Consider the following 21,443-nt stretch of genomic DNA (forward strand, 5'->3'; position numbering starts at 1 on the left):
GTCCTCCCGAATGGACTAATTTGGAAATTCCGCGATGCCGAACTCGAGCTTCTGTTGGGTGGCCGGATGCCGCGATCGCACCAGAGGTCCGATCACCGCGAGCGTTGCGAAGAGCAATGCAATCTCGATGTGGTAGACGATGCTGTAACCGGTCGCGGGACCGGCGAGCGCCACGCCGAGATGGCCTTCGGCAGCCAGCGCCGACATCACGTCGCGAATGGCGCCGCCGCCGGCAATCGCGGCCCCGGCAGCCGTCGCCTGCACGGCGCCCCAGGTGCCGAGTGCAAGGCCGCTCGCACCGTCACGCGCGAGCGCCATGGCGGCCGTCAGGGTGCCGACGGCAAACAGGCCGCCGCCAAACCCGATCAGCGTCGTGCCGATCCTGAACAGCAAGGGCGACATCATCGGCGCGGAGAAGATGACGGCGGAGAAGGCCAAGAGGCCAACCAGCGCGCCGACCGCGGCGATACGATAGGGATCAGATCCGTTGCCGAGACGCCGCGCCGAAATGGCAAAGCCGGTCAGCGTGCCCGCCGCGAATAATGCGGTGAGCGCCGTGGTCTCACCGACGGTGAGATGCAATATCTCGGCACCGTAAGGCTCGAGCAGAATATCCTGCATGGTGAAACCCGCGGTGCCGAGGCCGACCGCGAGAAGCACGCGCAACGAACCGCCCGCATCCTGGAACTTCCGCCAGGAGTCCTGGAACCGCGGCCGCTCGTTCTCGCCTGACGTTCGCGACGGATCGCGCGCTTCCTGCTTCCACAGGGCGATGATGTTGAGCACCATCTCGGTCAGCGCAGCGCCCTGGACCACCTGGATCAGCCGCATCTCGCTGAAACTGGAAAGCAGCGCGCCGAAGGCGAGCGCGCTCGCCATCATGCCCAGCATCAGCATGACATAGAGGAATGCCACCACCCGCGGGCGCGAATGCTCGGGCGCGATGTCGGTCGCGAGCGAAAGCCCGGCCGTCTGCGTGGTGTGCAGCCCGGCGCCGACGAGCAGGAACGCGATCGCCGCGCCGATCCGCCCGGCGATGACTTGCCCGGGCTCATCGCCCGACAGCACCAGCAGCGCAAAGGGCATGATCGCGAGGCCGCCGAACTGCAGCAGCGTGCCCATCCAGATGTAGGGCACGCGGCGCCAGCCGAGCACCGAGCGGTGATGATCCGACCGGAAGCCGATCAGCACGCGCAGCGGCGCGAACACCAGCGGCAGCGCGACCATCAGGGCCACCAGCCAGCTCGGCACGCCGAGCTCGACGATCATCACCCGGTTCAGCGTCCCGTCCAGCAAGACCACGGATATGCCGACGGACACCTGAAACAGCGACAGCCGCATCAGCCGAGGCAAAGGCAGCTCGCTCGTCGCCGCATCCGCAAAGGGCAGGAAACGCGACCCCAGTCGCATCCAGCCTTGCGCAAGCGATGAAGCGAGCCTGGTCATCGTCGCAATAACTCCAGGGCGTGGGACTTGTAGAAGCCGCTCGCGACGCGGCGGCCGCGGCCGAACGACCAGTCTTCGAGGTCCGGATGCTCGGTGATCAGCTTCTTGAGGTACTGCTCGGTCACCGGCTCGATCGCGGGCGCGCGGTTCTCGCGCGGAAAAGCCCGGCCGACCGTGTGCATCAGCGTCAACGCCGGTGTCCTCGGCGCGAAGGTGACGAGCAACGAATGCAGCGTGCGCGTCGCGAGGCCGGCAAAGATCCGCACCACGTCATCCGGGCGATAATGGATGACGGAGTCCATCGCGACGACGAAATCGAACCTGCCGAGCTTCGGATCGAGCATATCGCCGGCGACGAAGCGAATAGCGTGGGGACTGATGTCCGCGGGAAGCCGGCCGCTCGCGATCTGTACCAGGCTCGGCGAAATATCGACGGCAACGACGTCGGCACCGCGCCGCGCGGCATCGATCGACAGCGCGCCAGTTCCGCAGCCTGCATCGAGCAGACGCGCGCCTCGCATGTCTTCCGGCAGCCAGGACAGAAGCGTCTGCCGCATCTCATCGCGGCCCGCCCGCACCGTGGCGCGGATGCGCCCGACCGGCGCATCGGAGGTGAGCCGCGTCCAGGCCGCGACCGCGGTCCTGTCGAAATAGGTTTCCAGCTCACCGCGCCGTTCAAGATAGTGTGCCGTGGTCATCAGTCGAATCCCAGGAGGTCGAAGATGTCGCGATCTTTCAGGGGAATGGCGTTCAAGGGCTCGGCGCCCGCCAACAGCGAGGCGGCAAGCCGGAGATATTCGTTCTGGACGGCCTCGACCTCGGGCGACGGCTCCATCTCGAACAGCGTCGACTTCTTCAGCCGGCTCTTGCGGATGACATCGAGGTCCGGGAAGTGCGCGACCGTCTTCAGTCCGGTCTTTTCATTGAACTTGTCGACCTGATCGGTGCCGGCGCTGCGGTTGACGATCACGCCGCCGAGCCGCACCGGATAATTCCGCGACTTGGCCTGGATCGCGGCCACGATCCGGTTCATCGCAAAGATCGAGTCGAAGTCGTTGGCCGCGACGATCAGCGCGCGATCGGCATGCTGCAATGGCGATGCAAACCCGCCGCAGACGACATCGCCGAGCACGTCGAAGATCACGATGTCGGTGTCGTCGAGGAGGTGATGCTCCTTCAGGAGCTTGACGGTCTGGCCGACCACGTAGCCGCCGCAGCCGGTCCCGGCCGGCGGTCCGCCGGCCTCGACGCACATCACGCCGTTGTAGCCCTGATAGACGAAGTCGTCGGTGCGGAGCTCCTCGGCGTGGAAATTCACCTGCTCGAGCACGTCAATCACGGTCGGCACCAGACGCTTGGTCAGCGTGAAGGTCGAATCATGCTTGGGGTCGCAGCCGATCTGAAGCACGCGCTTGCCGAGCTTCGAGAAGGCGACTGACAGGTTGGACGATGTCGTGCTCTTGCCGATACCGCCCTTGCCATAGACCGAAAACACCTTTGCAGTCCCGATGACGAGGTTGGGGTCCATCTGGACCTGCACGCTGCCTGCGCCGTCGGGGCGGCGGATCGGCGCGGACGCAGAAGGTTGTCGGACTGGAATGTTCATGCTGCAACTCCCACGCCTTCGAGACGATCCTCGAACTGCTCCCCCGCCTTGCGGAGCATGTCGAGCATGGCCTGGTCGGGCGACCAGTAGTTTCGTTCGTGTGCTTCGATCAGGCGATTGGCGATCTTGGCCGAAGCGGCAGGGTTGAGCGCGGCGAGCCGCTCACGCATCGCTTCGTCCAGCACGTAGGTGGTCGTGATCTGCTGATAGACCCAGGGCGCGACCTGGCCGGTGGTGGCGGACCATCCGACGGTGTTGGTGACATGCGATTCGATCTGGCGAACACCTTCGTAGCCGTGCGCGAGCAGCGCCTCGTACCATTTCGGATTGAGCGTTCGCGTGCGCGTTTCCAGCGCAACCTGTTCGGAGAGCGTACGGACCGTGCCCTCGCCCCTGGTCTGGTCGCCGATATAGACGGGTGCCGCCTCGCCGCGCGCGCGCTTCACCGCACGGCTGATGCCGCCGAGCGTATCGAAATAATGGTCCACGGTGGTGACGCCGAGCTCGACGGAATCGATGTTCTGGTAGGCCGCATCGACGCCGGCGAGAACGTGGCCGAGCAACGCGTCGCGGCGGACGGGGCGGCCGTCCGTGCCGTAGGCAAAGCCCTTGCGTCGCGTATAGGCCTCAGCAAGTTCCTGCTCGTCGGTCCAGGCGCCGCAATCAATGAGATGATTGACGTTGGCCCCGTAAGCGCCCTCGGCGTTGCCGAACACGCGCAGTGCGGCCTCCCTGAGATCACCACCGTGCGTCTTCTGATAGTCGAGCGCATGCTTGCGAACGAAATTTCGCTCGATGGGCTCGTCTGCGACGGCGGCGAGCCAGGCCGCCTCGGCGAGCAACTTCGTCTGCAACGGCATCAGGTCACGGAAGATGCCCGAGAGAGTCATGACGACGTCGATGCGCGGCCGGCCCAGCCGTTCGAGCGGGATCAACTGCGCCCCGGCAAGGCGGCCATAGCTGTCACGGCGGGGTTCTGCGCCGAGCAGCCACAGCGCCTGCGCGATCGGCGCGCCCTCGGTCTTGAGATTGTCGGTGCCCCAGAGCACCAGCGCGACGGTCTCCGGCAAGGCGGCGGCCTCGCTTGCGTGGCGTGCCAGCAGGCGGTCGGCCTGCCGCGCCCCGTCCAGCACGGCGAATGCACTGGGGATGCGGAAAGGATCGAAGCCGTGCAGATTGCGTCCGGTCGGCAGCACCTCGACGTTGCGCAGGAGGTCACCGCCGGCGACGGGGTGGATGTAGCCGCCATCGAGCGCGTGGATGATGGCGGGCGTCTCGTGATCCCTCGCCAGCAACTCGTCGAGCGCAGCGCGTTGCTCGCTCTCGGTGATATCGGCGGCGTCCAGAATATCCGCACGCTGCGCGGCCGACGGCGGCGCCCCGACGACGTGCAATCCGTGCGGGATCAGGGAGTATTCGAGCTCGAGGACGGCATTCGCCAACGCCGCGACACGCTGGGCCGCATCGCCTCCCCAGGCAGCCTCCGCCTCGGCAAGATCGACCGCGGCGGCCTGAGCCTGGATCAGTGCAAGCGCGTCGGCTCGCTCCCCGTCCCTCGCCTGGGGCGCCATCGCGCGCCAGCTGTCAAGCGAGGCCTTGAGATCGGCGAGCCCCTTGTACAGGCCTGCCTTCGCGATCGCCGGCGTCAGATAACTGATCAGCGTTGCCGATCCGCGGCGCTTGGCCAACGTTCCCTCCGACGGATTGTTGGAGGCATAGAGATAGAAGTTGGGGAGATCGCCGATCAGCCGATCCGGCCAGCAATCGCCGGAAAGGCCGACCTGCTTACCGGGCATGAATTCGAGGGCGCCATGCGTACCGAAATGCAGAACTGCATGAGCGCCGAACTCTTCCCGCATCCAGCGATAGAAGGCCGCGAAAGCATGTGTCGGCGCGAATCCGCGCTCGAACAACAGCCGCATCGGGTCGCCTTCGTAGCCGAAGGCCGGTTGCAGGCCGACGAACAGATTGCCGAACTGCTCGCCGAGGACTAGCAGATGACTGCCATCGGTCTGGTGCCTGCCTGGTGCTGCGCCCCACTGCTTTTCGATCTCAGGCAGCCAGCGCTCGCGGCGCATGTAATCGTCGACCGGAATCCGCGCGGCGACGTTCGCGTCTGTGCCGAACCGCGGCGCGTTACCCTTCAGCACGCCCGCGCGAAGCTCGTCGACGGTCTTGGGGACATCGATCCGGTATCCGGCCGCCTCGAGCGACTTCATCGTGTTGTGCAGGGACTCGAACACCGAAAGATAGGCGGCCGTCCCGGCGCTGCCGCCGTTCGGCGGGAAATTGAACAGCACGACGGCGAGCCTGCGTTCCGCCCGTGCGCTCCTGCGCAGCGCAACCAGCCTTGCCACACGCGCCGCCAGCATGGCCGCGCGCTCCGGCAGCACGGCCATGTCGTGACCGGCATCGACGATGGAGGACCGCCCGCCGAACGTCATCGGCGCAATCGCGCCGTCAAGCTCCGGGATCGCCACCATCATGGTGGCTTCCACCGGCGTCAGCCCCCGGGAATCCTCGCGCCATTGCTCCACGGTCTGAAATTCGAGCGGGTGCGCGGCGATGTAGGGAACATCGAGCCGCGCGAGCATCGCTTCGGCGGCATGGACGTCGTTGTAGGCGGGCCCCCCTACGAGCGAGAAGCCGGTCAGCGACACCACCGCATCGACTGTGGCCACGCCATCGCGGATAAAATACTGCTCGATCGCCGGGCGTGAATCGAGGCCACTGGCGAAGGCCGGAATGACGCGGAGGCCTTTCGCTTCGAGCGCGTCCAACACGCCGTCATAATGCGCGGTGTTACCGGCAAGCAGATAGGACCGCATCACCAGCACGCCGACGCGGCCTGCGGCCTGCGGCAGCGACGGCAGATCTTCGATGTCCGTCAAAATCTTCTGCGCGAGCCTGGGGTGATAGAGCCCGAGTTCGGGATAGACGATGGGCTCGGCACCCCGGACCTTGCCGCGCAAGGAGGCGCGCGCGCCGTCGGCATACCGGCCGATCAGGAACTTCACGAGGCTCGCGAAATTCTGCTCCGATCCCGCGAGCCAATATTGCAGCGTCAGGAAATAGGCGCGCAAATCCTGCGCGGTGCCGGGGATGAAACGCAGCAGCCGCGGCATCTGCCGCAGCATCTTCATCTGGCCTGCGCCACTGGAATCGCCGGTTCGGCTGCCCCGCAGCCGCTTCAAGAGAGACAGCATGCCGCCGCTCGAACCGGACATGGTGAGGCGACCGAGCCGGGTCAGTCGCACCACCTCGCCGGCCGACAGGCAGCCGATCATGGCATCGCAATGGTCACGGCGGGCGGCGAGTGCCGGCAGCACCGCCTGGATGTGCTCGTCGAGAAACAGCATCGTGGCGATGACGATGTCGCCTTTCGCGATATCCTCCCGGCAGTGCTCCAGCGCAGCCGGATTGCAGCTCCATTCGTCGGCCGCGTGAATTGCGAGATCGAGCCCGGGCAATTCCGCGCGAAGCGCTGCCCGCGCGCGCGACGCTGCGGACGCCAGATGGCTGTCCATCGTCACGATGACGACCCGGATGGGTGTCTTGTCAGCGGCCGAAATGCGCTTTGGCATCGTACAGGGTCTCGAGTGTGATCAGGCCGACATTGCGCTCCTGAGCAAAGCGCTCCGTGTTGCGACGCGCCTTGCCGCGCACGAAGAAAGGAATCTTGTGAAGCTCCTGCTCGGCCTCCGCGGTCCATCTGGATCCAGCGAGGGCCTGCGGCAGCGCGATGGGGCGATGCGTCGGGGCGTCAGCAATTGGCAGTTGCTGGCCTCCGAGATGCGACGGAGCAGTGTCGTTGAATTCGGCGTCCTCGCGGAACATGCCGAGCAGATGCTCCTCGAGGCCCATCATCAACGGATGAACCCAGGTGTCGAAGATGACATTGGCGCCTTCGACCCCCATCTGGGGCGAGTAGCGCGCCGGAAAATCCTGCACATGCGTGGGTGCGGAGATGACCGCGCAGGGAATGCCGAGCCGCTTGGCGATATGGCGCTCCATCTGCGTGCCGAGCACCAGTTCGGGCTGCAGCTCGCTGACCGTCGCCTCGACCTCCAGATAATCGTCGGTGATGAGGGCCTCGAGGCCGTAGGACGCCGCCGCCTCGCGAACGTCGCGGGCGAACTCCCGGCTGTAGGTGCCGAGACCGACGATTTTGAAGCCCAGTTCATTCGCCGCGACGCGCGCCGCGGCAATCGCATGGGTGGCATCGCCGAAGACGAAAACGCGCTTGTCGGTGAGATAGGTCGAATCCACCGAACGCGCGTACCAGGACGAGCGCTGCCCGGCGCCGGCCAACGCCCTTGCAGGGTCAATGCCGGCGAGCTGCGCCACCTCCTCGATGAACTGCCGCGTCGCGGCCGCACCGATCGGCACCGTCCTGGTGTAGGGCTGATTGAACTGCCGCTGCAGCCATTGCGCCGTCGTCAGCGCGATCTCGGGGTACAGAACGATGTTGAAATCGGCTTCGGGCAGGCGCGCGATATCCGCAGGCGTCGCCTCCCACGGCGCGACGACGCCGATGTCGATCCCCATGTCCACAACCAGCCTGGTCACTTCCGCGAGGTCATCGCGGTGACGGAACCCGAGGGCCGTCGGACCAAGCAGATTGCAGACTGAACGTGCTCTCTTTGCTCGCGGGTCAGGGGGGCTTTCCCGGAGAGGGTTGGCGAGCGCACGCACAATGCGATACAGCGTCTCGGAGGCGCCCCAGTTCTCCTTGCGCTGGTATGACGGCAGTTCCAGCGGCACGACCGGAATCGGAAGGTCGAGCGCCTGCGCGAGGCCCGCAGGGTCATCCTGGATCAGCTCGGCCGTGCAGGATGCACCGACCAGCATCGCCGCGGGCGCGAAGCGCGCATAGGCCTCGCGCATCGCCGTTTGCAGCAGGCCCGCGGTGTCGCCGCCGAGGTCACGCGCCTGGAACGTGGTGTAAGTGACCGGCGGGCGATGGTCGCGCCGCTCGATCATGGTGAAGAGCAAATCCGCGTAGGTGTCTCCCTGCGGCGCGTGCAGGACATAATGGACCCCGCGCATGGCGGTGGCGATCCGCATCGCCCCGACATGGGGAGGTCCTTCATATGTCCAGACGGTGAGCTGCATCTAGGCCACCAGCCTTGCCCGGCGAACCAGGGGACGCGCGAACAGTTCGGCGAGGTCGCCGGCCTGCTCGTACCCCTGGATCGGCGTGAAGATCAGTTCGATCGACCATTTCGTGGCGAAGCCTTCCGCCTCCAGCGGGTTGGCGAGACCGAGGCCGCAGACGACGAGGTCCGGCGCCGCCTGGCGGCAGCGATCGAGTTGACGCTCGACATCCTGGCCTTCGCTGACACTCACGTCCGGCGGAAGCAGCGCCAGCTCGTCGGCGAGATGCTCGCGATGCAGATAGGGCGTGCCGATCTCGACGAGATCCATGCCGAGCTCGCGTGCCAGGAACCGCGCAAGGGGGATCTCGATCTGGGAATCCGGGAACAGGAAGATGCGCTTGCCCGACAGCTGCGCCCTGTAACGTCCGACGGCACGATCGGCGCGCTCGCGGAGCGGTGCGGTCACGGCATTGAAATGCGCTTCGCCGACGGCGAATTGCGCCGCTGCCGCGCGAAGCCAGGCGGTGGTGCCTTCACTGCCCAGCGGAAATGGCGCTGCAATTCGCGTGCAGCCGCGCTGTTCGAGCGCGCGGGCGGTTTCGCTCAGGAACGGCTGGGCCAACAGATAATGCGTGTTCGAACCCACGGCCGGCAGCTCGGACGAACGCCGCGGCGGCAGGAACGAGACAGACGAGATTCCGAGCGCCGCGAACAGCCGGCGGAACTGATCTTCCACGACATCGGCAAGCGCTCCGACGATCAATAAAGACGGCGGAGAATTCGGGCCGGCCTCGGGCAAAACAGGCACGAGGGAGGCAAGGCAGGCGTCCTCGCCTTGCGTGAACGTTGTCTCGATCCCGCTCCCGGAATAATTCAGCACACGAACGGCCGGCGAAAATCGTTGCGACAGCCGCAGCGCGGCGCGCGACAGATCGAGCTTGATCACTTCCGACGGACAGGAGCCGACCAGGAACAGCAGCTTGATATCGGGACGGCGCGCCAGCAACTGCGCGACGATGCGGTCGAGTTCGTCATTGGCATCGACCAGGCCGGCAAGATCGCGCTCCTCCATGATCGCCGTGGCAAAGCGCGGCTCGGCAAAGATCATCACGCCGGCCGCCGACTGGATCAGGTGCGCACAGGTCCTGGATCCCACGACCAGGAAGAAGGCATCCTGGATCTTGCGATGCAGCCAGACAATGCCGGTTAACCCGCAAAACACTTCGCGCTGACCGCGCTCACGCAGGACATTGTCGCCGACCGAACAGGGTTTTGCGCGCATGTTCATTTGGCTCCCCCGACGGCGAGATGCGCCGGCGATCGCGCGGCCTGATCCTGCAGGCGCGCGGCACGGAGCTTGAGGAGAAATTGCGTGGCATTGATCGCGTAGGAGGCGTAGGCCGCGAGCACCAGCACCATCTGCTGCCGCGAACTGCCGATGCCGCCGATGATCGCGACGAGGTAGGCGGTGTGCAGGGCCAGCACCAGCATGCTGAAGACGTCTTCCCAGAAGAAGGCGTGCGCGAAGAGGTAGCGGCCGAACACGACGCGCTCCCAGATCGAGCCCGTGATCATGATCGCGTAGAGCAACAGGGTCTTGATCACGATGGAGCACGTCGCGATCCAGAGCCCCTCGCCGGTCGCGAGATAGTGCAACACCAGAACGAGGCTGATCGCGAAGGCGACAAACTGGACGGGCGCCAGGATTCCCTGCACCAGAGTCCAGGGCGTCTCATCGCGGCGGCGCCTCTCTTCGCTGGAATAGAGCGGGCGCGATGTCCGGCTCACCTGCGGTGGTCGCGGCTCCCCGGCTGCTTCGAGGTTTCGCCGCAGCGCCGGATCGGTCGGAAATGTGAACTGTGCATCACAGCAATTGTAAAGACTATTTGACAACTCGTTGGACGAGTGCTGCGATGGTGCGGGATCAGGGGACACCAGCAAAACATCAAGGCCGGCATTATCGCCTAGCGATCGATTGGCCCTGAAATGGTGCATCGCTTGACCCCGGAAGTGCGAGCCCGATGCGGAGAGGCTAGACCCCTCCAAAACGAGTGTCAATAAAAACTGACGTCAATAATACTTGACGATCTGACTCGCTTCCGTTCAAATGCTCAGGGAGGCATTCGATGACTGATCTCAATGAAACCGCCCCTCCACCGGCCGGGTTCGGCGTTCGCACCGCCCGTCCGAGCATTCAAACCGGTCTTCACCGCAAGCTTCCGCCGCTCGTCATCCGCGGCACCACGCTCTCTCATCTCAGCCGGACCGTTGAGGTCGAGATCATCCCCCGTCTGGTGATGGCGCACGGCAATGCGGTGCAGCAAGCGGTGCCGTCGCCAATGCCCGCGGACGATGGCGGCGTGGCAGGCTTCGCCGAACTGGTGCTGGGAACCGAAAACCATCGGGCAGCGGACCTGATCCAGTCCTATCGCGATCGCGGCGTGCCGCTCCAGACGATCTATCTCAACCTCATGGTCCCGGCCGCGCGCCATCTGCGTCATCTCTGGATGAACGACGAGTGGGATTTCGCCGATGTCACGCTCGCGTTGTGGCGCATGCAGCAATTGCTGCGCGACTTCAGCCCCGCGTTTTGCGCCGACGCCGGCGTCAAGTCGGCCGGCTTGCGCGCCCTGCTCACGGCAGGTCCCGACGAAAAGCACGACATTGCCCATATGATGTTCGGCCTGGTCCTGGCCGGCGAGTTCTTTCGGCGTGACGGCTGGGACACCTGGATCGAGCCCGATCCCGCCGGGGCCGCCTTCATCGAAACGATCCGGACGCAATGGTTCGACGTCGTCGAGTTCTTTGCGAGCAACGACAAGAAGCTTGACGACCTCGCCACGAGCATCCGCACGATCCGGCGTGAATCGTCCAATCGCAATATCGGTGTCATGGTCTGCGGTCCCGCGTTCACCGAACGGCCCGAACTCGTCCTGCTGGTCGGTGGCGACGCAGTCGTCTCCGACTTCAGTCATGAAGCCTTGCAAGCCCAGAATGTCGTCAACCTCCTGACCGAGCGGCGATAGGCTGGCCTTGTGAAAGCGACGCCGGGATGACATTCGCCGCGAGAGGACCGCTGTTGTCGGAGGGTGATTTCGTCCGTGAAGGCTTTCAGGGCTCCGAAAGAATCGCTTGGCGATCTCGATGCGGATGTCGCGGCCTTGCTGATTGCCGCCGCCTCCGACATTGCGCTCGCCATCGATCATGAAGGAGCGATCCACGACGCCGCCTTCCAGCGCGCGGATCTACCGCTCGAGCTGAAATACAGCGACCAATGGGTCGGACGGTCCTGGCAGGCAACGGTGGCCGAGGAAAGCCAGAGAAAGATCGAACAATTGCTGGAGGAAGCGGCCACGAAAAGAGTCTCGCGGTGGCGGGAAATCCGCTACCCGGCAATGCGCGGCCCCGACATTCCGATCCTCTATTCCGTGGTCGCGACCGGTGAGCAGCGCTTCGTCGCCATCGGCCGAGACGTTCGCGCCGCCGCAGCGCTCCAGCAGAAGCTGGTCGAGGCGCAGATCGCCATCGAGCGCGATTACTCGAAGATGCGCAACGTGGAATCGCGTTACCGGATCCTGTTCCAGATGTATTCGGAGCCGGTACTGATCGTCGATGCCTCAACTCACCGTGTCGTCGAAGCCAATCCGGCAGCCTCCATCCTGGTCGGCGAAGGCCCGACGCATTTGATCGGAAAGCTCTTTCCGGACGCGCTGTTGATCGATGACCTCGCCGCGGTCCAGTCCATTTCCCTTGCGCTGCGCACGCAGGGGCGGATCGAGGCGCTGAAGCTCCGGCTGGACAATGGCCGGGAATTCTCGCTCGACGGGATGTTCTTCAGACAGGACCTTTCATCGTTCTTCCTGTTGCGCTTCGTGTCGATGGCACCAGCGCTGCCGCCTTCCGCGGCCCGCGCCGACGACACGTTGCAGGTGCTTCAGTTTGTCGAGGACGCGCCTGATGGTTTCGTCCTCACCGACCGCGACGGCCGCCTGCTCCGCGCCAACGCCGCCTTCCTGCAGCTGGCCCAGATCGAGCATGAGAAGCACGTTCATGGCGAGAACATCGATCGCTGGATCGGCAAATCCAGCGTCGATTTCGAGATCCTGCTGACAAATCTGCGGCAGCACAGGTCGCTCAAGCTGTTTTCGAGCGTGGTGCGTGGCGAGCATGGCTCGCCCGTCAACGTCGAAATCTCCGCGGTCGCCCTCGGCCCGCAGGATGTTCCGAGCCTCGGCTTTGTCATCCGCAACGTCGAACGGCGCATTGGCGCCATCTCGGGCCCCCACTCCGAAATCCCGCGGTCGCGCGAACAGCTCACCGAGCTGATCGGGCGCGTTCCGCTGAAGGAGCTGGTGCGCGAGACCACCGACGTGATCGAGCGCATGTGCATCGAGGCGGCGCTGAAGCTGACCGGCGACAACCGTGCCACCGCCGCCGAAATGCTCGGGCTCAGCCGTCAGAGCCTTTATGTGAAGCTTCGTCGCTTCGGCCTCGCCGAAGCCGGTGAATATGACGAAGGCAAGGTCGGGTAATCCATCATGACCGATATCGCTCCAACCTCCCCCCTCAGACACCCTTCCCCGCTGGTCGTCCTCGAGCTGCTGAAGCCGATTACCTGGTTTCCGCCGATGTGGGCATTCTGCTGCGGGATCGTGTCGTCGGGGCAGAGCCCAGCCGGACGCTGGCCCCTGGTGCTGACAGGTCTGCTGCTCGTCGGGCCGCTCGTCTGCGCGACGAGCCAGGCCGCCAACGACTGGTTCGATCGCCACGTCGATGCCATCAACGAACCGAACCGGCCAATCCCGTCCGGGCGCATTCCGGGCCGCTGGGGATTTTACATTGCCCTGGTGTGGACGGCCCTGTCGCTCGCAGTCGCAGCTCAGCTCGGCCCTTGGGCTTGTGGCGCGACAATCTTCGGGCTGATTTTGGCGTGGGCCTATAGCGCACCGCCGATCCGGCTCAAGCAGAATGGCTGGATCGGCAACAGTGCAGTCGGTCTTTGCTACGAGGGGCTGCCGTGGCTGACCGCCGCCGCGATCATGACCAATGGCACGCCGGACTGGCGCATCGCCGTTGTGGCACTGCTTTATAGCCTTGGCGCCCACGGCATCATGACCCTCAACGATTTCAAGTCCATCGAGGGCGACCGCAGGATGGGCATCCTCTCCTTGCCGGTACACCTCGGGGCGCATCGGTCTGCGCTGCTGGCCTGCGTCACGATGGCGCTGGCGCAGGCGACGGTCGTCGCGCTGTTGTGGGTGTGGGCACGGCCGTATCATGCCGCGATCGTCGCGGCCATGCTCATCGGCCAATTCGCGTTGATGCGTCGCCTGCTGCAGGATCCGCGTGAACGCGCGCCCTGGTACAACGCAACCGGCGTCAGCCTGTATGTGCTGGGCATGCTGGTGACGGCATTCGCGCTCGGAGGGCTTCACGTATGATGCAGGCCAATCTGCCACCACTATCCTGGTTTGGAATGATCCGCCTCGGCCTCGTGCAAGCCGCCCTCGGCGCGGTCGTGGTGCTGACGACCTCGACATTGAACCGGGTCATGGTGGTCGAGCTCGCATTGCCGGCGATGCTGCCCGGCCTGCTCGTCGGCCTTCACTACGCGATGCAGATCTTCCGCCCGCGTCTCGGCTATGGCTCCGACCTAGGTGGCCGCCGAACGCCATGGATCATCGGCGGCATGGCCGTGCTCGCAACGGGCGGCGCGCTCGCGGCGGTCGCGACCGCCTGGATGGCGACATGGTTGCTCGCCGGGATTATCCTGGCCGTAGCCGCTTTCATCATGATCGGCATCGGCGTCGGCGCCGCCGGGACATCGCTGCTCGTGCTGCTCGCCAAGCGCACGGCGCCGGAGCGCCGAAGCGCGGCCGCATCGATTGCCTGGATCATGATGATCGCGGGTTTCATCATCACCACAATCGTTGCAGGCCGCGCGCTCGATCCCTATTCGGGCAGCCGGCTTGTCCTCGTATCGTCGACGGTCTCTGCGATCGCCCTGGTCCTCACCATCGCGGCTATCTGGAACATCGAAGGCGAAGCGTTGCCGCAGCAACGCGTGAGCATCGCGCAACGCGAAACATCCTTCTCGCACGAGCTGAAAGAGATATGGGGGGAGCCGAAAGTCCGCCGTTTCGCGATCTTCATCTTCGTTTCGATGCTGGCCTACAGCGCCCAGGATCTCATCCTCGAGCCGTTCGCCGGCGCCGTGTTCGGCATGACACCGGGCGAAACGACGAGATTATCAGGCACCCAACATGGCGGTGCCCTGATCGGCATGATCCTCGTTCCCATCATCAACCTGCTGATGCCATCATGGCGGACGCGCACCAGACCCTGGATCATGGGCGGCTGCATCGCATCGGCCCTGGCCTTGTCCAGCCTCGCGCTTGCGGCATTCGTCGGCCCTCCATGGCCGCTGCAGCTCTCGGTCCTCGCGCTCGGCATCACCAACGGCGTCTATGCGATCGCCGCGATCGGGGCGATGATGAATCTCGTCGGAGCCGGACAGCGCGACCGCGAAGGCACCCGCATGGGCGTGTGGGGCGCGTCGCAGGCGATCTCGTTCGGGCTGGGTGGTTTGCTGGGCACGCTCGCCAGCGACGGTGCCCGGCTCATCCTGCCGTCACCGTCGCTGTCCTACGCCGCTGTGTTCGCTGCCGAGGCCGGACTGTTCGTCGTGGCGGCCTACCTCGCCGTGTGGATCGGCAGGCCGCTGTCCAGCGATGACGCCGACAATTCGCTGGCCGTCGCAGGCCAGGCAAGGAGCGCGACATGATCCAGGCCCGGACTTTCGATGTCGCGGTCGTCGGAGGCGGACCCGCCGGCGCCACCGCGGCCGATGATCTCGCCCGCCTTGGATATCAGGTGCTTCTGCTCGACCGCGCCGGCCGGATCAAGCCGTGCGGAGGCGCGATCCCGCCGCGGCTGATCGCCGAATTCGAGATCCCCGACGAGCTTCTCGTGGCGCGGATTTCATCGGCCCGGATGGTGTCGCCCACCGACAGGCAGGTCGACATGCCGATCGACGGCGGCTTTGTCGGCATGGTCGATCGCGACGTCTTCGACGAATGGCTGCGCAAGCGCGCCGCGTGTTCGGGTGCCGAGCGGCGGACCGGGACCTTCAGGCAGTTTCAACGCGACCCCGACGGCACGGCAACGCTCGTCTGCGAGTCGCGCGGCGCGGATGGTATCGCGCAGACGATCAAGATTCGCGCCCGCGCGGTGATCGGCGCCGATGGCGCGCTATCGGCGATCGGCCGTCAATGTGTTCCCGGTGCGGACAGCATTCGCTATGTCTTTGCCTACCACGAGATTGTCCGGTCACCCGAACAGGGGCAGATTCCCTTCGACGGCACGCGGTGCGACGTGATCTATCGCGGCAAGCTGTCGCCGGATTTCTACAGCTGGATCTTTCCGCATGGCGCCACCACCAGCATCGGCACCGGCAGCGCCCGCAAGGGATTTTCCCTGCGCGGCTCTGTGAGCGAGTTGCGACAGACGCTTGGTCTCGACCAGGCCACCACGGTTCGGCGCGAAGGCGCTCCGATCCCGCTCGAACCGCTCAAACGTTGGGACAACGGCCGCGACGTCGTGCTGGCAGGCGACGCCGCCGGCGTCGTAGCCCCGGCATCTGGCGAGGGGATTTACTACGCGATGGCCTGCGGACGTTTCGCGGCCGATGCAATCCATCAGTTTCTGCTCACCGGAGACGCGCGGCAGCTCAAGCGAGCGCGCAAGCGCTTCATGCGCCTGCATGGCGGCGTCTTCTGGATCCTCGGCCTGATGCAGCGCTATTGGTACACCAACGACAGCCGACGGGAACGCTTTGTCGCGATCTGCCGGGACCGCGACGTCCAGCAACTGACCTGGGATGCCTACATGAACAAGGCCCTGGTGCGGGCCAGGCCGTTGTCGCATGTGCGGATCCTCTTCAAGAATATCGCACATCTGACCGGGCTCGCCCGCGCGAGCTGATCAAGGACGTGGCTTCGATGATCGATTTCCTGTCCAGTGTCCACGCTGTCGATCTGATCCTGGTGATCGTCGCAGCGGAGATCGTCGCGATCACGCTGTACTGGCACGCGACCCGACGCGGCATCGCGCCGGCGCAATTGCTGCCGAACCTGGCCGCAGGCGCGCTCCTGCTGCTCGCGCTACGACTGTCTCTGAGCGATTATTCCTGGCCGTGGACCACGGCGTGCCTGGCGCTCGCGGGCGTGGCCAACGTTGCCGATCTGAGGCAACGCTGGCGCTGAGGCGAGAGACTACTTCTTGTCCGGCGAGAACGTCTTGATGTAGGCGATGACGTCCTTGCGTTGCTGCTCATTGGCGAGCTTGAACACCATCTTGGTCGAGCCGGTGGCGAGATCGGCCTTGCCCTTGTCGGTGAGGAACTTCTTCAGGAAGGCGTTGGGATCGGGCAGATACTGAAAGATCAGATCCTCGCTCCACACGAGGCCATTCTCTCCCGCATGCTTGTTGAGATCGGAATAAGCGAAGCCTGGTGCGGTACCCGATTGCCGGCCGATGACGCCCGTCAGGACCGGGCCGACCATGTTCTTCGCATCGGGACCGATGCGATGGCAGGTCATGCACTGCTTGAATATCTGCTCGCCCTTTGTCGCGTCGCCGCCCGATCCCTCGCCCGCGGCAAAGCCGTTGGACGGGGCCAGCGCGGCAACGGCCACGAGGCCAGTTGCGATCGTCACCATTTTTCCGATCATCGATTTACCTCCCGAAGGTCGTTTCCCGGATATCGTTATGATTACTTAACAGAGAATACTGTCAATCATGCTTGTCATCAATAATGTATCGTGCGTGCCATCGTTCCCGGCCACCGGCATAAACATGCCCGAAATGGCCCTGTTGGCACGAAAGCCACCAAGCTCGTAAATTTGGCTTGACAGTCCTGCCCCGGCAGGCAAACGGTCACACTGACCGGACGGCTGATGTGTTAGCGTTGGTTCACCTTGACGCCCGTCAATGGCGCGGGTGACGGCCGGGTGTTCGATCCGGCAACTGAAACCTGGATGCAGAGTGCGATGTCGGAGTTCAACGCTCCCCAACCCGACGTGACATTGCTTCTCGATATGGACGGCGTCATTCGCGAAGTGACGCTGGCCCCGGCCATGTCCAGGGAGAACATCGACGCCTGGGTGGGACGTCCGTGGTCGGACGTCGTGGGAGGCGCTGCCGACAAGATTCAGCGCATGATGCAGGACACGCAGCGGACCGGCATCTCGGCGTTCCGCCAGATCACGCAGAGATTCCCGAGCGGCCTTGAACTGCCCATGGAGTTCACGACGGTGCTGCTCGGTGGCCGTGCGGGGATGCTCGCGATCGGCAAGAACCTGCAAGCGGTCGCCGAACTGCAGGCGAGACTGATCTCCGCGCAACAAACCATCGAGCGCGATTACTGGAAGCTCCGCGAGATCGAAACGCGATATCGCCTCGTGATCGAAGATTCCAACGACGCGGTTCTGCTGGTCAAAGTCGCCGATCTGCGCGTCGCAGAAGCGAACCGGACCGCCGCCAACGTACTGGCCGGGACCGGACGTCGCAAGGAAGGCCTGGTCGGCCGGGACTTCCTTCAGGAAATCGCCGCCAAGGACCGCGAACCGATCGAGCTGATGCTGCGTCGGGTGCGCGACCAGGGCAAGGCGCCGGGAATCGTGGTTCATCTCGGCGCGGAAGGCACGCCGTGGACCTTGCGCGGCTCCCTGATGACGCAGGAATCGACGCCTGTATTCCTGCTCCAGATGACGCCGATCGGAAAGCCGACCGGGGCGGCCGCCGCCGAGCACGAAGATCTCGAAGGGCTGCTTGATCGGCTCCCCGACGCAGTGGCGATCACCGACGACAGTGGTGAGATCAAACGCGCCAATCGGGCTTTTACCGAGCTCGTCGAAATCGGATCGACGGGGGCCGTAACGGGTGAAAATCTCGGCCGCTGGCTGTCGCGTCCAGGCGCCGACCTGTCCGTTCTGATCTCGAACATCCAGCGCCACGGAATGGTGCGACTGCTGTCGACCACGGTGCAAGGCGAACTCGGCACGGAGACCGAGATCGAGATTTCCGCATCCGGCTATCAGCACGGCGGCGACAACCGGATCGTTCTGGTCTTGCGGAACGTCGCGCGGCGGCTTTCACCCAGCCCCGAGAGCGACTCCCTGCGAACGGCGCTGGCGTCGATGAACGAGACCGTCGGCAAGACGCCGTTGCGAAAACTGGTCAAGAGCACTGTCGAAGTTGTCGAGCAGTACTATGTACGTGCCGCACTGCAACTGGCCGAGGGTAACCGCACGACAGCGGCGGACATCCTGGGGTTGAGCCGGCAAAGCCTTTACGCCAAACTCGATCGGTATAAAATCGACGATAAAGAACCGGATAGCACCGGGCAGTGAGGAAACATAAGGGGGGTTAGTTGACCTCGGTCCCTCTTGCATCGCCGGCCTTCGGACAGGCGACGCTCGCCAATTGCGAGCGCGAACAGATTCACCTTGCAGGATCGATCCAGCCCCATGGCGCACTCCTCGTTGTGCAGGAGCCCGACAATATCGTCATTCAGGCGAGCGCCAATGCCGGCGAAATTCTGAAAATCAGCCCGGTCGTCGGCCGCCCATTGTCCGATTTCGACGGCAATCTGCTTCTTCAAATCCTGCCGCATCTGTCGGGTCCGCTGCATTCCAAATCGATGACGGTTCGCTGCAGCCTCGGCAGCCCACAGCAACGCTTCGATTGCACCGTCCATCGCCCGTCGAACGGCGGTCTCATGCTGGAGCTCGAACCCGCCGCGCCATCGGCCGATCCGACGCCTGCGCTCGACGGCGCCTTTCACCGCATCACGTCCTCGTCCTCGCTGCGTGCGCTTTGCGATGAGACCGCTGCCATCTTCAAGGAAATCACCGGCTACGATCGCGTGATGGTCTATCGCTTCGACGACGAAGGACACGGCGAAGTCTTTTCCGAGCGGCGGCGCCAGGACCTCGAAGCTTTCCTCGGCAACCGCTATCCCGCATCCGACATTCCGCAGATCGCGCGCAAGCTTTACGAGCGTAACCGCGTCCGCCTGCTGGTCGACGTCAATTACACACCGGTGCCCTTGCAGCCGCGCCTCTCGCCGCTGAACGGCCGCGATCTCGACATGTCCTTGAGCTGCCTGCGGAGCATGTCGCCGATCCACCAGAAATATCTGCAGAACATGGGCGTCGGCGCGACGCTGGTCTGCTCCTTGATGGTCTGCAATCGACTATGGGGGCTCGTCGCCTGCCACCATTACTCCCCGCGCTTCATTCCCTTCGACATGAGAGCCGTGTGTGAGGCGCTGGCGGAAGCCTGTGCGATCCGCATCGCGGCGCTCGAAAGTTTTGCGCAGAGCCAGTCCGAGCTCGTGGTCCGCAGGCTGGAGCAGCGCCTGATCGAAGCCGTGTCCCGCGACGGCGATTGGCAGACGGCGCTGTTTGACGGCGCGCAATCGTTGCTCCAACCGCTAGGTGCTTCCGGCGCAGCGCTTCTGTTCGAGGGGCAGGTCACGACAACCGGCGACGTGCCCGGGACGCAGCGTATCCGCGAAATCGGCGCATGGCTCGACCGCAAGCGAACGGAAAAGCCGGGTTCGAAACCTGAAAACCTCGTCACGGCTTCACTCACGATCGACGAACCTTCCTTCATCGATCTGCGCTCGGTCGCCAGTGGCCTCATCGCGGCGCCGCTTTCAGCGAGTCCCGGTGAATATCTGATCTGGTTCAGGCCGGAACGAATCACCACCGTCACCTGGGGCGGCGATCCGCTCAAGGCCGTCATCATCGGCGATGATCCATCCGATCTGTCGCCACGTCGCTCCTTCGCCCAGTGGCACCAGCTGGTGGAAGGCAAGTCGGATCCCTGGTCGCCAGCCGAGATATCCTCCGCGCGCATGATCGGCGAAACCGTAGCCGACGTCGCGCTACAGTTTCGCTCGGTGCGCATGGTGATTGCCCAGGACCAGCTTGAAACCATCAGCCGCCAGGTGACGCGCTCGGAGCAACCCGTCATCATCGCCGATGTCGAGGGTCGCATCCTGCTGCTCAATGAAGCCTTTGAAGAGCAATTGCGCGCATCGCATCCGCATCTGCCTCACCTTCGCGACCTCAGCAGCTATTTCGCCTCGCCGGCCGAGTTCCGCGCGAACCTCGAAGATCTGCTGCGCAACAAGCGGAGCTGGCGCGGCGAATTGCAAATCGACAACAGCGGAGCCCAGCGTCGTTCCCTGATGGTGCGTGCCGATCCGGTCGTCGGACCGCACGAGCGCGTGCTCGGGTTCGTCATCATCTTCTCCGACCTCAGCGATCGCAAGGCCGCGGAGTCGGCAAGAACCCGCTTCCAGGAAGACATTGCAGGCCCGCGACGACCGAGCCTCCGTCTCGATTCGAGCGCCAGCCTGCTCTACCAGGAGCTTGCGGCATCAGCCGTGGAAAACGCGCAGCTCGCGGCACTCGAGGTCACGCATGGCGCGGAGATCAGCCGGATGCCGGAAATGCTCGACAGCATTCGCAGCTCCACCAGCCGCACGCTCGACATTCTCGAGCATCTGGTCTGGCACACCTCGCATTCGGACAGCTAGTTGCGAAGCGCCCCCGCGATGTCCGCCTGCAGCGCGACCGAAAGATCGATGTTCAGCTCGAAGGCCCGCGCGCCTTCTTCGACGACCGCGTCGAAGTCCTCGCATTCGTCGCCCGCACGATCGATGGCGGCCCGATAATCCGACTTGAATGCTCCGATGTCGGAAATCGCGGGAAAGGCATAGAAGGACAGCGCTTCAGGCGGAAGACCGAGCGAGCGCGCAAGCAGGCGACTGAGGATTTGGCCGCCGCTGAGATCGCCGAGATAGCGCGCATAGGCGTGGGCGACCAGGCGGCTCCCGTCACCATCAGAAGCTGCCACGATCGCGCTGACATACCGCTCGACTGCTGGAAGCTGATCTTCCTGGCCGGGCGAGAGGTGTCGCAGATCCCCAGATAATGCCTCGGCGCGCTCAAGCTCCGGACGGAAGATCGGAGCTATCGAGGACGATCCGGCGCGTCGCCTCAATTGCTGCTCGAGCATCTGGTAGACCGGAAGGAGACTTCGCAGCAGGCGGACATAGTCCTCGCGCGTGCAACGGCCCTTCAGGATGTCGGCGATGATCCCGGACCGCTCAGCTTGGACATGCAAATCCCGCGTTCGCTCGCGCAATGCTTCCAGCAGGCTCGCCGGGCGCAATGCGAGCCCGGCGCTATCAGTTCGTTCGAGCATTCAATCCCCCA

The 21,443-nt window shown here is 64.5% G+C and carries 17 protein-coding genes; 8 read left to right on the forward strand and 9 right to left on the reverse strand.

The features are described 5' to 3' along the window. Positions 1-15 precede the first annotated feature (15 nt). The 7 genes from QM712_RS20250 to bchF are packed head-to-tail and all read right to left on the reverse strand — an operon-like array spanning position 16 to position 10,044. Positions 16-1,446, reverse strand: a complete 1,431-nt coding sequence (locus tag QM712_RS20250) for a PucC family protein (protein WP_415024908.1) — start codon at positions 1,444-1,446, stop codon at positions 16-18. Continuing rightward, entirely contained in the window at positions 1,443-2,144 is a 702-nt protein-coding gene (gene bchM / locus QM712_RS20255; RefSeq protein ID WP_415024909.1) for a magnesium protoporphyrin IX methyltransferase, read from the reverse strand. Before bchM ends, QM712_RS20250 begins: the two co-directional genes overlap by 4 nt. Next, positions 2,144-3,052 carry a ferredoxin:protochlorophyllide reductase (ATP-dependent) iron-sulfur ATP-binding protein gene (gene bchL / locus QM712_RS20260; RefSeq protein WP_415024910.1) on the reverse strand — a complete coding sequence of 303 codons (909 nt, stop codon included), beginning with the start codon at positions 3,050-3,052 and terminating at the stop codon, positions 2,144-2,146. The genes bchM and bchL overlap by 1 nt, the downstream gene beginning before the upstream one ends. Next, positions 3,049-6,636, reverse strand: a complete 3,588-nt coding sequence (locus tag QM712_RS20265; RefSeq protein ID WP_415024911.1) for a magnesium chelatase subunit H — start codon at positions 6,634-6,636, stop codon at positions 3,049-3,051. The genes bchL and QM712_RS20265 overlap by 4 nt, the downstream gene beginning before the upstream one ends. Further along, the gene (bchB, locus tag QM712_RS20270; RefSeq protein WP_415024912.1) at positions 6,611-8,167 is read right to left on the reverse strand and encodes a ferredoxin:protochlorophyllide reductase (ATP-dependent) subunit B; all 1,557 of its coding nucleotides are present in this window, start codon (positions 8,165-8,167) and stop codon (positions 6,611-6,613) included. The genes QM712_RS20265 and bchB overlap by 26 nt, the downstream gene beginning before the upstream one ends. Further along, on the reverse strand, positions 8,168-9,439 hold the full coding sequence (locus QM712_RS20275; RefSeq protein ID WP_415024913.1) for a ferredoxin:protochlorophyllide reductase (ATP-dependent) subunit N: 1,272 nt from the start codon (positions 9,437-9,439) through the stop codon (positions 8,168-8,170). It abuts the gene before it with no gap. Continuing rightward, a complete protein-coding gene (bchF, locus tag QM712_RS20280) occupies positions 9,436-10,044 on the reverse strand; it encodes a 2-vinyl bacteriochlorophyllide hydratase (RefSeq protein WP_415024914.1) in 609 nt (202 codons plus the stop codon). Before bchF ends, QM712_RS20275 begins: the two co-directional genes overlap by 4 nt. Before the next feature lie 233 nt (positions 10,045-10,277). Here bchF and QM712_RS20285 point away from each other — a divergent pair, with 233 nt between their 5' ends. The 6 genes from QM712_RS20285 (at position 10,278) to QM712_RS20310 (ending at position 16,415) form a co-directional block, all read left to right on the forward strand. Further along, positions 10,278-11,177, forward strand: a complete 900-nt coding sequence (locus tag QM712_RS20285) for a B12-binding domain-containing protein (protein WP_415024915.1) — start codon at positions 10,278-10,280, stop codon at positions 11,175-11,177. 75 nt (positions 11,178-11,252) lie between these two features. After that, positions 11,253-12,683, forward strand: coding sequence for a transcriptional regulator PpsR (gene ppsR, locus QM712_RS20290; protein WP_415024916.1), 1,431 nt, complete (start codon positions 11,253-11,255; stop codon positions 12,681-12,683). Positions 12,684-12,689: 6 nt separating this feature from the next. Continuing rightward, the gene (chlG, locus tag QM712_RS20295) at positions 12,690-13,592 is read left to right on the forward strand and encodes a chlorophyll synthase ChlG (protein ID WP_415024917.1); all 903 of its coding nucleotides are present in this window, start codon (positions 12,690-12,692) and stop codon (positions 13,590-13,592) included. Continuing rightward, positions 13,592-14,935 (forward strand): BCD family MFS transporter, encoded by a 1,344-nt coding sequence (locus tag QM712_RS20300; protein ID WP_415024969.1) that lies wholly within the window; start codon positions 13,592-13,594, stop codon positions 14,933-14,935. Before chlG ends, QM712_RS20300 begins: the two co-directional genes overlap by 1 nt. Beyond that, positions 14,932-16,134, forward strand: coding sequence for a geranylgeranyl diphosphate reductase (locus QM712_RS20305; RefSeq protein ID WP_415024918.1), 1,203 nt, complete (start codon positions 14,932-14,934; stop codon positions 16,132-16,134). The genes QM712_RS20300 and QM712_RS20305 overlap by 4 nt, the downstream gene beginning before the upstream one ends. 17 nt (positions 16,135-16,151) lie before the next feature. Next, the gene (locus QM712_RS20310; RefSeq protein WP_415024919.1) at positions 16,152-16,415 is read left to right on the forward strand and encodes a hypothetical protein; all 264 of its coding nucleotides are present in this window, start codon (positions 16,152-16,154) and stop codon (positions 16,413-16,415) included. A gap of 9 nt (positions 16,416-16,424) precedes the next feature. Here the strand turns inward: QM712_RS20310 and QM712_RS20315 are convergent, their stop codons facing one another. Further along, entirely contained in the window at positions 16,425-16,883 is a 459-nt protein-coding gene (locus QM712_RS20315) for a c-type cytochrome (RefSeq protein WP_415024920.1), read from the reverse strand. Positions 16,884-17,201: 318 nt separating this feature from the next. On the opposite strand from QM712_RS20315, the gene ppsR (QM712_RS20320) reads away from it, so the two are divergent. Beyond that, a complete protein-coding gene (gene ppsR, locus QM712_RS20320; protein ID WP_415024970.1) occupies positions 17,202-18,563 on the forward strand; it encodes a transcriptional regulator PpsR in 1,362 nt (453 codons plus the stop codon). A gap of 20 nt (positions 18,564-18,583) precedes the next feature. Beyond that, on the forward strand, positions 18,584-20,761 hold the full coding sequence (locus tag QM712_RS20325) for a GAF domain-containing protein (RefSeq protein ID WP_415024921.1): 2,178 nt from the start codon (positions 18,584-18,586) through the stop codon (positions 20,759-20,761). On the opposite strand, the gene QM712_RS20330 is transcribed toward QM712_RS20325, so the two are convergent. Beyond that, on the reverse strand, positions 20,758-21,432 hold the full coding sequence (locus tag QM712_RS20330; protein WP_415024922.1) for a heme oxygenase (biliverdin-producing): 675 nt from the start codon (positions 21,430-21,432) through the stop codon (positions 20,758-20,760). The two genes, QM712_RS20325 and QM712_RS20330, sit on opposite strands and share 4 nt — an antisense overlap. Positions 21,433-21,443 lie beyond the last annotated feature (11 nt).

This window comes from Bradyrhizobium sp. (genome assembly GCF_047605465.1).
Lineage (GTDB): Bacteria > Pseudomonadota > Alphaproteobacteria > Rhizobiales > Xanthobacteraceae > Bradyrhizobium.